We start from the raw sequence: 10,983 nt of genomic DNA, 5'->3' as shown, positions 1-10,983 counted from the left end.
AGTCAGGCAGTCAGGCAGTCAGGCAGTCAGGCAGTCAGGCAGTCAGGCAGTCCAGAATGCCCCGGAACGGGGCTCCTGGCTAGCGCATAAACAGGCCACCGTTAACATCCCAGGTCGCACCGCTGACCGAGGCGGCGGCGGGGGACGCCAGCAGCAGCACCATCTGCGCGACAAACTCCGGATCGCCCAGCTGATGCACCGGAATAGCCGCCAGCAGCGCCGGCAGGTTCTCCGGCGGCACCAGCGCGCGCACCGAGGGCAGATCCTGCGGGCCGGGCGCGATGGCATTCACGGTAACGCCATCGCCGCTGAGCGCGCGGGCAAACACCTTGGTCAGGGTGATGATCCCCCCCTTCGAGGCGGCATAATGCGCCCCCGAAGCCGTGCCGCCGTTCTGCCCGGCCAGCGAAGCCAGATTAATGATGCGTCCGTAATGCTCTTGAGCAAAATAGCGCCCGACCCGCTGGCACCCCAGAAACGTGCCACGCAGGTTGGTGGTAATAACGCGATCGAACTCGTCGGCTTCAATCTCCATCACCGGGGTAGCCAGCGTCAGCGCGGCATTGTTAACCAGCACCTGCAGCCCGCCAAAACGTGCGGTGATCTGTCCGATGGCGGCAGTAAAATCCTCCGGCCGGCGAACGTCCAGCTTTAGCCCCAGCGTGCGTTCACCCTGCGGGTCGATCGCCTCTGCCGCCTGCTGCGCGGCCTGCAGCGACAGATCGCCGAATGCAACAGCATAACCGCTGCGCCAGAGCGCACGGCAGATCAGCGCGCCGAGGCCGGAAGCCGCCCCGGTCACCAGCGCCACCTGACTCATCGGCGGCCTCACAGGATGTAACCTATTGCCAGCAGATAGTCTTCAGCGTTGATCAGCCTTACCACCTTCTGCTGGATCAAAAAACTGTCCCCCTGCGGCACCAGCTGGTAGCTGACATCTGCTACCGTGTGATGCGTCAGCCCCTTTCGCTGCACCCACAGCGACTGGGCGCAGCGCAGATCAACGCGCCGTTCGCTGGCAGACAGCAGATGATGCCGCCCGCTGATGCGAATGGTACGTGCCTGCGGCGTGGCGGAAATCGCCTCGCCGCTGCACAGACGCTTAACGCGTTTCTCGCGCATCTGCTGGTCATCCAGCGCGTAGTTAAGCGTATTCGCAAAATCCTCGGTGGCCGGATCAATCGGCACCACGTACAGCCCTTCGGGGTGCCACAGCGCCAGCCAGTGGTGAAATGCTCCGCGGTCCAGCAGATCGGCTTCGTCGTTTATAAAGCCGATCGCCGCAGATAAAACCTGCTGCCGTTCGCTCATACTTCCTCCGCCGTCATCATTTTTTTCCACTGCTGGTAGGCGCAACGCATACCGGTTTCCGCGCTGACGTCGCTCCGCTGCCCATCTGCCGTTGGCCGTTCGCCAGGCAGGCCGCGGTTCAGCATGATCCACAGCCTTTCTTCCGCTTCTGCCCCCTGTTGCACCCGCTCCCAGGCTTCGGCATCGTCGGTGGTGCCGAAACCCATCGGCCCCTGAAAGTGTTCATGCAGCCGCAGCCGCACCTGGTTGGCGCACGCCGGCCCGCCCTTCATGGTCAGTGCAACGTGGTGAACCTCCGTTTCGCACACCGATATCGGCTGCAACACGCGGAAAAACGACAGGGAACACGCGACGTTAGGGAACAAATTGAGGTTGAAACCGCTTCCTCCTACCGCATGCACAATACGCCGCACCGCCGCCTCATCATGCCCTTCCCCGCGCAGCTGAGTAGCCAGATCGAGAAAACGCCCGGGGATCTCCGGGTCGGGGTTGTGATCGAGATCGATACGATCGGGGATCATCACCATCACGCTGTGCCCGTTGCCCAGCGACTCGACATAGCCGGGTCCACCAACAAAATCCAGCATCTCTTTGGTCTGCCGGTCGACCGAGCTGAGAAAGGATTTATGCACTACCGGAAAATGTTAGCTGTCGGTGGTATTTTCCAGCTGAATTTTCCAGTTGCCCGGAAAACGAAAACGCAGAGAAGAGGTCGCCTCCAGCGGATAACCGGCCCCCTGCTTCATAAACAGATCGATCCACTTCTTCGCCGCCCCGAGAAAATCACTCAGTGGTTCAATCTGATGGTTAAAGGTGGCGAAAATCATCCCGGCGTAGCTCTCCACCCGCAGACTAACCAGCCCCAGCGCAGCTTTGTTAAGGATGTTGCCGTAGCCTGCCGGGTGCGGCACACCGCGCAGCGTGCCGTCCAGGCCGTAGCCCCAGCTGTGATACGGGCAGACGAAACTGCGCGTTTTACCGCGCCGCTGCTCGCAGACCGTTGATGCCCGGTGACGGCAGCGGTTCAGCAGCACGTGGATTTCCCCGTTACGATCGCGAACCACGATCACCGGCTGGGTGCCGACGCTGGCGCGCTTAAAGCTGCCGGCCTCAGGCAGTTCGCTATCGTGGCCCACCCACACCCAGGTCTGCTGGAAAATCCGCTCCTGCTCGCGGGCAAAGATCGCTTCCGAGGTGTACAGCGAAGTGTGTACGCGATCGCTTTCAACCCGCTCAGCCAGCGGCGGCGCGGCGGTCTTATCGTGCAACATCAGTTCCATGATTGTGGCTCCTGTGATGGTGGCCAGCGTAAACACATCCACGCTGGCCTGGAGACGTCTTACCCGCAGTTTGCTTACTGGCTCAGGCCAGCGGAGCATGGAGATAGTCCAGCGGGCGGCTAAACAGATTGCGGGTAGAAAAGTGTGATATCAGCCAGCGGCCCTCCTCCCGACGAAAATTGATAAACAGCTCCGCCGCCTTTGCCGACGCGCTGTTATCACTCAGGGCGGCGAGCTGACACATTTTCCAGCGCCCCGCCGCGCTGTCTGCCGACAGTACCGAGATGAATTCAGCGGTCAGAAAGTGCACGTTAATGACAAAATGCGGCGGATCGCAGGCGTAACCGGCCATCATGGCGGTAATCGCCTGCCGGCCACAGTGGCTGCCCAGCGTAGCGGCATACAGCGGCCCGGTGCCCAGCCACTGCGCATCAGCGGTAAACAGGCGGCCAACCTCCTGCGCCACCTCGTCGCTGGTCAGGTTTTCGCACAGATGCAGATAGTCACTGACCAGACGACGAATCGCCGCTTCGGCTTCCAGCGTGGCCAGCCGCGCCATCAGCAAGGATTGCTCGCTCATCCGCTCCTCCTTACAGATAGCCGGGCAACGGCGCGCGGCCAAACAGCATCTGCCCGGCGTTGATCAGGGTTAGCTCGCCCATAAACGCATGCTGGGTAATCACCAGCGTATCGCGCACGTAGCGCTGCAGCGGGCTGCGCATCGCAATGCCGCCCATTCCGGAAAGCGCCAGCATGGCGGACGCGACCTTCGCCGCGGTGCGGGTCAGATGGGTTGACGACAGGCGCAGCGCGCTGACCTGCGGCGAAGCGGGCTCATCGCCCCGACACAGTACCTGCCACACCTGCTCAATAGCGTCGTAAAACCAGCAGCGGGCCGAGGCCAGCCCGGCTTCCGCGCGGGCGACGGCAATCTGCGCAAACTGGCGATCGGCCAGCAGCGGCGCGCCGGTCACCGAACGCTGACGTTCGGCAATCGCCAGGATTTCATCAATCGCGGCGCGGGCAATGCCCGCACTGACCACCGCCAGCACCTGGGTCGCCAGCGACAGCGCCGGGTAGCGATACAGCACGCCCTCCAGGTTGAGTGCCCCGCCGCGGATCAGCGTCCACTCCTCCGGTACAAAGGCGTTATCCAGCGTCAGGTCGTGGCTGCCGGTACCGGCCAGCCCGACGCTGTTCCACACCGGATCGATGGTCACCTGCGCCGCAGGCAGCACCGCCACCCGTGGCAGCGCGGTGGCCTGCGCACCGGTGGGCTGAATGCCCACGCCGATCAGATCGGCCCCCATGCAACCGCTGGCAAAACTCCAGCGTCCGGAGATGCGAAAGCCACCCGGCTCCACCGCCGCTGGGCATGAAGGAAACAGGCCAGCTGCGAACACCACATCAGGGCCGGACTGCCAGACCCGATCGAGTACGGCCGGGGGCAATCCACCGAGGTAAAAGGGGTTCATACCGAAGCTCGCCACCCAGCCGGCGGAGCCGTCAGCAGCCGCGATGCGCTCAATCAGGGCGCAGAACCCGCCGGGCGGCATCTCCATCCCGCCATATTTTTTCGGCACAAACGCCCGGTAAACCCCGAGCGAGCGGAATTTCTCAATCACATCCGCGCTGATAAATTTCTGCCGTTCAAATTCTTCGGCACGCAGCCTGATATAGGCCAACAGGCGGGACAGTTCAGCCGTGGAAACATCCCCCCCGTGGTTCTCTTGCGCTGATAAAGTAGAAGTGTGCACATATCCTCCCTGATTCCCGTCCCCCTCTTACAGGGCGGGTTAAACGGATGAGATCGATCGCGTTGGAGGGAGCGCTGGCTTTAACCGCGTGGAGGGAGCGGTGCCCGTAAGGATGACCGGATCGGCAACGGCCCTTTAGCCCGAAAGCGACGTTTTTTCATACAAGCATGAGGGGTAATCCTGTCACTCGCGGCAGTGATTACAAGAGGCTCGGCACGGATGGCTTACATTATCGCTGGCCGTCCATTTTCCAGAAGTAAGGGGCCGTTGACCGGGGCCCCGGCGGTGGGCTATTTCACGGAGGAGAGGGAAGAGTCGCTCTGGCGATTGTCGTCACCCAGTCCGCCGATAAACGGCAGACGCAGCTGCAACGGGGAAAAACCGACGCCGAGATTCAGCCCGAGCAGATTGATCTCGACTCCCTCCTTCGCGCCCAGCGTCACGCCGGCTACGCCGAGCAGGGAGACCTGCAAACCGCGCCCGGAAGGCGGCAACCCCACCGGACGGGTCAACGGGCGGTAATCTTTACCCAGCGCATTCGCCGGCAGGTTCAGCTCCAGTGACGGGACCTCGCGGCCTATATGGGCCAGGAAGGTATTGCTGTTGGGTCCTGGCCAGGCGTGATAGGTCTGCGGCCACGGGTAGGAGGCAATAGCAGCTTTGATCGCCGGGATCATCGCTTCGGCGGCCGGGCCTCGATGATCGACCAGAATACGCGGTCGCGCCCCGTACCAGTAACCGTCCGGCAGGTTGCTGTTCAGTCGCACCTTATCGCCGCTGCCCCAGCTGATCACCTCATAGCGGCTGTAACGGGTTTCCCCGGCGCGCTTAAAGATAATCCACGGATGCACCGCCACCTTGCCTTTCCAGCCAAAGGTCGGTGCGGCATACACCTGTACGATCGCCAGATTAGCAAAGCGTTGGGGATCGAGCGCCAGCCCGGACGAATCGCGCCGCGCCGATGCCCAGCCTTCGCTGCTCTGTTGCTGATGGCCCGCCGCCCGGGTCAGGCTGGCGGCCAGCGACAGCAGGATAATGACCAGCAGAGTCAGGCTCAGCGCTTTTAGTGCAAACATCGTAGAACTCCCGGGCGAAAGTGACCTGCCAGCATCGTGTATTTTACGAAATTATGCACTCAAAAAGTCGTCGTTGATTCGCTTTTCCCCATCAGCAGCCAGGCGTGCCGCCCCTTTCCTGAAGCAAGACCGCAAAACCGAAACATCATCCCTTTTCGGCCTGGCCTTGCGGCGAGTTTACATTCTACGGTAGTGCTGTTACCGTACTTCTTGTGATATCATTTTTTGATATCAAAGGAGGGGTTATCATTCACGGAGGATGAGATGAACCTTCTTAGCAGCAAACACCTACAGACTATCGAGGTGATTTTTACCACACCCACCCACTGCACGCTGGAGTGGCAAAAAGTAGAGGCGTTACTGATGGCACTGGGTGCCGAGGTGTCTGAAGGCAGAGGGTCGCGTGTACGCTTTATGATCAAAGGCGTGGTGGCCACGTTTCACCGGCCGCATCCGGCGAAAGAGTCAAAACCCTATCAGGTACGCGACGTCAGAAAATTTCTTGAAACGATTGGAGTCACACCATGGGTACTATGACCTGGAGAGGCTACGCCGCCAGAATTGAGTACAGCGATGAAGATCGCTGCCTGATTGGTCATATCGTCGGCATTCGCGATGTGATCGGCTTCCATGCGGACAACGTTACCGATCTGCGCCGCGCATTTGAAGAGGCGGTGGATGACTATCTGGCCTTCTGCGCGGAGCAAGGCATCAAACCACAGCGCCCGGCCAGCGGCAAAATCAGCCTGCGCATCCCGCCGGAAATCCATGCGGCGGTTAACGCCGCCGCCGAACTGTCAGGGAAAAGCGTCAACCAGTGGATTAGCGATACGCTGGTCAAGGCGACGCATTAGTCACCATCACCAGCGCTGACTGGCGGAAGAGTGTGCCCGAGCGCTTATTCTACCGGAAATGATTTACTGCTAGTCAGGGATGAATGACGGCGCAGCCTGCTAACCGTGATAAATGACGCCAGCAGCAGCGCCGCCAGCGCACAGATGGCTGACAGGCCGAGGACGCCGGACAATCCGCTGGCGTTCAGCACCTCCCCACCTGCCCAGGCTCCTAGCGCAATCCCGATGTTAAACACCCCGACGTAGAGCGCTGCGGCAATCTCCACTCCGTCGGGTGCCGTTTTGACGATCCACGTCATCAGCCCGACCGAGACGCCACCGTAGGCCAGGCCCCACAGCATCAGCACCGCGCCGCCTGCAACCGGCGATCCGCCTACGCTAAGCCACAGCAACGGCGTCAGCAGCAGTCCGGTCGCTATCGCCAGCAGCACCGATAGCGCACGCCGCGCGGCAAGGGTTCCTGCGATAAAGTTTCCAGCGATACCGGCGATGCCATAGGCGAACAGCAGGCTGCTTACCCAGCGCGCATCAAAGCCCGACCAGGAAACCAGCAGCGGACGCACAAAGGTGAAGGCCATAAAATGACCGGCCACCAGCAGCAGCGTTAACAGCAGCCCGCCCTGTAAAGCGGGCCGGCGTGCCAGCCCGGCCAACTGGCGCAGGGTAACGGACGTTATCGCCGGCAGCGACGGCAGCGATGCCTGCTGCAGTATCAGCACCAGCGCGCTGAACAGCGCCATAACGGCAAATGCCCAGCGCCAGCCTGCAATTTCGCCAATCAGCGCGCCAAGAGGAATACCGAGCACTGATGCGGCAGCCACGCCGCCAAAGATCAGTGATGTTGCCAGCCCGACGTGAGGTGCTGCCACCAGCCTTGCGGCCAGCCCGCCGGCAATGGCCCAGATCCCGCCAATGCAGAAGCCAACCAGCACGCGGGCTGCCAGCAACCAGCCGATTCCCGGCGCCAGGGCCGAGGCAAGATTGGCAACCACCAGCAGTAACAGCAGCCCGCCGAGGAGTGTTCGCCGGTCAATATCGCCGGCAGCCAGCACCACGCAGGGCGCAAAGAGAGCCGCCAGCAGTGCAGGCAGTGACATCGTCAACGCTGCCGTCCCCACGGAGGTCTGCAGGCTCTCTGCGATGGAGGTGAGCAGTCCCACCGGCAGCATTTCGGTGGTCACGACGGAGAACGTGGACAGCGCCACGGCAGCCACCGCCAGCCAGGGGCGGCGCGCGACAGATAAGGAAATCAGGGGCATTATCGTTATCCTTTGTATGATATAACCAGGCCACGGAAGCCTAAGCAGCCCATGAAAAACAGAGCCTGAGGTCTACCGCCGGCAATGCCCGATAAGCAGCCAGACGGGTTTTTCTACCTAAAAGGTCTCAGCCCGTGAGGGTGCGCACCGGCCGGTGAAGCCGGTTATCACGCATTACGTTCAGTCCGGTAACGCTGCGTGCCGCCCAGCCGATATGAACCCGCGATCGCCAGCAGCACGATCGCCGCGCCTGCCCCGATCGCTACGCTGAATCCGGCCTGCAAGCCGAAATAATCAACCAGCCGACCGGAGACCGCAGCCCCCAGCGCCACGCCGATATTCAGCCCGGCCAGCAGCCAGCTCATCCCCTCGGTAAGCTTCTCCACCGCGACCAGCCGTTCCACCAGCGACATCGCGATAATCATCGTCGGTGCAAAGCTCACACCGGCCAGCAGCACCGCGCCCGTCAGCGTGGTGATGCTGGCCGCCAGCCACAGCGGCAGGGTCGTCAGCGCCACGGCCAGCCCGCCGACCAGCAACTGCCGGTGCAGCGGCGTGGTCAAACGCAGCGCACCAAACAACAGCCCGGCGCTGCAGGAGCCAAACGCATAGGCTGACAGCACCAGGCTGGCCGCCGCCGGTTGCCCGCTCAGCTCTGCGAAGGCGACGCTCACCACGTCGACGCTGCCCACGATGATGCCCATCGCCATCATCAGCAGCGCCAGCAGGCGCACGCCCGGCTGACCAATCGGCGAGCCACCGCGTACCGCTGCCGTCGGTGCTGAAGACGTTAGCGGTTGCGTAGCGCGCAACCTCACCAGGGCCAGGGTGCCGCCCGCCAGCAGCAGCGCCGCCGCCAGCAGCCCCGCCTGAGGAAACGCGGCCACCGCCAGCCCGACCGACAGCGGCGGCCCGGCGATAAAAGTCACCTCATCCAGCACCGTCTCCAGCGAATTCGCGCTCTGCAGGCGCGGCTGGCCACGATACAGCGCTGCCCAGCGCGCCCGCACCATTGCCGACATACCGGGCATAAATCCGGCCAGCAGCGCGCCGACAAACAGCAGGCCATCCGGTGCCTGCAGATACGTGGTCGCCGCCAGCAGCAGCATCCCGGCCAGACTGATTGCGCTGGCAACCGGCAGCACGCGATGCTGTGAATGGCGGTCCGCCAGCCGGGCGACCTGCGGTGACAGCAGCGCATAGCTCAGCACAAAGGTGGCGGACACCGCCCCGGCCAGCGTATAGCTGCCGCGCAGCTGGGCCAGCAACGTGATAATACCGATGCCGGTCATCGGCAGCGGCAGGCGCGCCAGCAGCCCGGCCAGCAGCAGCCAACGGGTGCCGGGGGCGCTGAACAGTTCGCGATAGGCTCTGAACATCTCTTCTCCCTGGTTTTGCCTGCCATCACAGAGGGTGGCAATGACAATACATACAAAGCGTATGTTTAAGCCTATAATCATACGCAGTGAATGTAAATAATCATACGAGATGTATGTAAGAGGTAATCATGGTTCGCCGTACCCGCGCTGAAATGGAAGAGACCCGCGCCACCCTGCTGGCTACCGCCCGTACTTTTTTCTGTGAACACGGCTATGCCGCCACTTCGATGGACGATCTCACTGCCCACGCCGGCCTGACCCGCGGTGCGCTGTATCATCATTTTGGTGATAAAAAGGGGCTGCTGGCGGCGGTAGTAGAGCAGATTGATGCCGAGGTCGATGGCCGCCTGCAGGCGATTTCAGACGGTGCCGCCGATACCTGGCAGGGCTTCCGCCAGCGCTGCCGCGCCTATTTGCAGATGGCGCTGGAACCTGAGATCCAGCGCATCGTACTGCGCGACGCCCGCGCGGTACTGGGTGGCGCGACGCCGGAGTCACAGCGCTACTGCCTGGAGTCGATGCAGCGGCTGATTAGCGATCTGATGCAGCAAGGCATTGTGGTAAAAGCCGACCCGCAGGCGCTGGCCGCGCTGATCTACGGCAGCCTGGCAGAAGCGGCGGTGTGGATTGCCGGGGAAGAGGATGGCGATACGCGGCTGGAGAAGGGGCTGGGGGCGCTGGAGCTGCTGTTGCGGGGGATGCTGGCGAAGGAGTAAGAGGACGAAAAACTTGCAGGGATAAACACGGCTTTAGCCACTTCTTCCGGCTCACCGATCCTTACAAGCGGCTAAATCAGTCTGATCATTCCGCCGGAAATCCATGTGGATTTGGCCGTACTATTAGTAACAGCTGTTTAGTTCCGTAACAACTCGACGTAGCGACTGTATACATAACTTCTGTGGCGAGCTTTACCCGAGGTTTCAACAAGGATTGCAGCGTCGACCAGGGTTTTCACTGCAGCATTTGCCGTCGGGTAGGTTACTTCCAGTAGTTTGACTGCGCGTTCTACGGTCAGTTTAGGCATCGTCGGCAAAAACTCAAACAATCGGATGCTGTGTACGGACGTTGATCTCATTGAAAGAATCTTCTTCCTGTCGTCAGCAAACAGGGACGCAATTTTAATGATGCTTTGCTGCGCTTCATCTGCAGTATAATTAACCGCCTCTAGGAAAAAGGTCAGCCATTTCTCCCAGTCCCCCTCATTCCTGATATTTGTTAAGCACTGGTAGTAGTACTGCTGATGTTGCTTCAGGTAGCCAGAAACGTACAGCAGAGGCTCCTTCAGCAACTGCCATTCTTCCAGCAGCATGCTAATCAGCAGACGACCGATGCGTCCGTTCCCATTAAGAAAGGGGTGAATGGTTTCAAACTGTGCGTGTACAAGCGCTATTCGAACCAAAGGTGGCAGGGAAGGATTGATTTCATGAATATACTTCTCAAGTTCTGACAGTAAGTCGCCCACGCTTTCAGGGGGCGGCGGTACACAGGATGCGTTACCTGGCCTTGTACCCCCGATCCAGTTTTGGGTCGTCCTCACCTCACCGGGTTGTTTCGCTGCTCCGCGGGCACCTGACAGCAGCACGTGGTGAGCCTGTTTTAAGAGCCGTACACAGACTGGCAGGCCGGAAGGAGAGTTCAATTCATCACTGACAAATCTGTATGCCCGCAGATAGTTAGTGACTTCTTCAACGTCTTCAACATTCGCTACCACAAGACCCGCTTCTTCATCAAAAATATCGTTAAGTGTCGCCTGAGTACCTTCCAGTTGAGAGGTGAGTAGTGCCTCTTTACGGATAGCACTGTACACGAGCCATTCGCTTGAGGAGACAAGCCCGGACATGCCCGCGAGTCTAGCTAAGGATTTTTCAGCTTTCTCGTTCAGCTCAAGGTATGAGGCAGGGTCAATCTCCGGCGCGGTGGGCGGTAAGGAGGCCGGTATAAAAGCATTGACCGTTTCATCATAACTGACGGTTTTGATAAAGTGACCGGATGCGCGCTTCATTAAGAAATCCTTTGATGTCTGGGGATGTTATTAAAGCCTGCTTGAACTATGTCATACCATATTAA

13 protein-coding genes are annotated in these 10,983 nt (G+C 60.6%); 3 read left to right on the top strand and 10 right to left on the bottom strand.

Features of this window, described 5'->3' with window-relative positions:
* Positions 1–79: 79 nt before the first annotated feature.
* From NV64_RS01540 to NV64_RS01515, 7 genes are all read right to left on the bottom strand, one after another.
* The gene (locus NV64_RS01540) at positions 80–820 is read right to left on the bottom strand and encodes an SDR family NAD(P)-dependent oxidoreductase (protein WP_101505176.1); all 741 of its coding nucleotides are present in this window, start codon (positions 818–820) and stop codon (positions 80–82) included.
* A gap of 8 nt (positions 821–828) precedes the next feature.
* Positions 829–1,311: an aromatic-ring-hydroxylating dioxygenase subunit beta gene (locus tag NV64_RS01535; protein WP_101505175.1), complete on the bottom strand. Its 483-nt coding sequence runs from the start codon at positions 1,309–1,311 to the stop codon at positions 829–831.
* Entirely contained in the window at positions 1,308–1,943 is a 636-nt protein-coding gene (locus NV64_RS23805; protein WP_233208901.1) for an SRPBCC family protein, read from the bottom strand. The genes NV64_RS01535 and NV64_RS23805 overlap by 4 nt, the downstream gene beginning before the upstream one ends.
* A gap of 12 nt (positions 1,944–1,955) precedes the next feature.
* Positions 1,956–2,591, bottom strand: coding sequence for an aromatic ring-hydroxylating dioxygenase subunit alpha (locus NV64_RS23800; RefSeq protein WP_233208900.1), 636 nt, complete (start codon positions 2,589–2,591; stop codon positions 1,956–1,958).
* Positions 2,592–2,673: 82 nt separating this feature from the next.
* The gene (locus NV64_RS01525) at positions 2,674–3,171 is read right to left on the bottom strand and encodes a nuclear transport factor 2 family protein (protein WP_101505174.1); all 498 of its coding nucleotides are present in this window, start codon (positions 3,169–3,171) and stop codon (positions 2,674–2,676) included.
* Positions 3,172–3,181: 10 nt separating this feature from the next.
* On the bottom strand, positions 3,182–4,348 hold the full coding sequence (locus tag NV64_RS01520) for an acyl-CoA dehydrogenase family protein (RefSeq protein WP_101505173.1): 1,167 nt from the start codon (positions 4,346–4,348) through the stop codon (positions 3,182–3,184).
* 290 nt (positions 4,349–4,638) lie between these two features.
* Positions 4,639–5,424, bottom strand: a complete 786-nt coding sequence (locus NV64_RS01515) for a DUF3750 domain-containing protein (protein WP_101505172.1) — start codon at positions 5,422–5,424, stop codon at positions 4,639–4,641.
* 264 nt (positions 5,425–5,688) lie between these two features.
* Between NV64_RS01515 and NV64_RS01510 the strand changes: the two genes are divergently transcribed.
* Both NV64_RS01510 and NV64_RS01505 read left to right on the top strand, forming a co-directional pair.
* A complete protein-coding gene (locus tag NV64_RS01510) occupies positions 5,689–5,961 on the top strand; it encodes a type II toxin-antitoxin system HicA family toxin (RefSeq protein WP_101505171.1) in 273 nt (90 codons plus the stop codon).
* On the top strand, positions 5,949–6,278 hold the full coding sequence (locus NV64_RS01505) for a type II toxin-antitoxin system HicB family antitoxin (RefSeq protein WP_101505170.1): 330 nt from the start codon (positions 5,949–5,951) through the stop codon (positions 6,276–6,278). Before NV64_RS01510 ends, NV64_RS01505 begins: the two co-directional genes overlap by 13 nt.
* Before the next feature lie 44 nt (positions 6,279–6,322).
* On the opposite strand, the gene NV64_RS01500 is transcribed toward NV64_RS01505, so the two are convergent.
* Positions 6,323–7,537, bottom strand: a complete 1,215-nt coding sequence (locus tag NV64_RS01500) for an MFS transporter (RefSeq protein WP_101505169.1) — start codon at positions 7,535–7,537, stop codon at positions 6,323–6,325.
* A gap of 167 nt (positions 7,538–7,704) precedes the next feature.
* The gene (locus NV64_RS01495; protein WP_101505168.1) at positions 7,705–8,916 is read right to left on the bottom strand and encodes an MFS transporter; all 1,212 of its coding nucleotides are present in this window, start codon (positions 8,914–8,916) and stop codon (positions 7,705–7,707) included.
* Positions 8,917–9,044: 128 nt separating this feature from the next.
* On the opposite strand from NV64_RS01495, the gene NV64_RS01490 reads away from it, so the two are divergent.
* Positions 9,045–9,632, top strand: a complete 588-nt coding sequence (locus NV64_RS01490; RefSeq protein WP_056238955.1) for a TetR/AcrR family transcriptional regulator — start codon at positions 9,045–9,047, stop codon at positions 9,630–9,632.
* A gap of 137 nt (positions 9,633–9,769) precedes the next feature.
* Here NV64_RS01490 and NV64_RS01485 read toward each other — a convergent pair whose 3' ends face one another.
* On the bottom strand, positions 9,770–10,918 hold the full coding sequence (locus tag NV64_RS01485; RefSeq protein ID WP_056238952.1) for a Fic family protein: 1,149 nt from the start codon (positions 10,916–10,918) through the stop codon (positions 9,770–9,772).
* Positions 10,919–10,983 lie beyond the last annotated feature (65 nt).

The organism is Erwinia sp. B116 (assembly GCF_002865965.1).
Classification (GTDB): Bacteria; Pseudomonadota; Gammaproteobacteria; order Enterobacterales; family Enterobacteriaceae; genus Erwinia.
Note: the sequence above shows the minus strand (reverse complement) of the source record. Positions and strands in the feature narration are given on the sequence as shown.

Excerpts from the sequence above, each read along its gene's own strand:
- NV64_RS01540 (WP_101505176.1), bottom strand. The coding sequence starts at position 820 with ATGAGTCAGGTGGCGCTGGTGACCGGGGCGGCTTCCGGCCTCGGCGCG.
- NV64_RS01535 (WP_101505175.1), bottom strand. The coding sequence starts at position 1,311 with ATGAGCGAACGGCAGCAGGTTTTATCTGCGGCGATCGGCTTTATAAAC.
- NV64_RS23800 (WP_233208900.1), bottom strand. The coding sequence starts at position 2,591 with ATGGAACTGATGTTGCACGATAAGACCGCCGCGCCGCCGCTGGCTGAG.
- NV64_RS01525 (WP_101505174.1), bottom strand. The coding sequence starts at position 3,171 with ATGAGCGAGCAATCCTTGCTGATGGCGCGGCTGGCCACGCTGGAAGCC.
- NV64_RS01515 (WP_101505172.1), bottom strand. The coding sequence starts at position 5,424 with ATGTTTGCACTAAAAGCGCTGAGCCTGACTCTGCTGGTCATTATCCTG.
- NV64_RS01510 (WP_101505171.1), top strand. The coding sequence starts at position 5,689 with ATGAACCTTCTTAGCAGCAAACACCTACAGACTATCGAGGTGATTTTT.
- NV64_RS01505 (WP_101505170.1), top strand. The coding sequence starts at position 5,949 with ATGGGTACTATGACCTGGAGAGGCTACGCCGCCAGAATTGAGTACAGC.
- NV64_RS01500 (WP_101505169.1), bottom strand. The coding sequence starts at position 7,537 with ATGCCCCTGATTTCCTTATCTGTCGCGCGCCGCCCCTGGCTGGCGGTG.
- NV64_RS01495 (WP_101505168.1), bottom strand. The coding sequence starts at position 8,916 with ATGTTCAGAGCCTATCGCGAACTGTTCAGCGCCCCCGGCACCCGTTGG.
- NV64_RS01490 (WP_056238955.1), top strand. The coding sequence starts at position 9,045 with ATGGTTCGCCGTACCCGCGCTGAAATGGAAGAGACCCGCGCCACCCTG.
- NV64_RS01485 (WP_056238952.1), bottom strand. The coding sequence starts at position 10,918 with ATGAAGCGCGCATCCGGTCACTTTATCAAAACCGTCAGTTATGATGAA.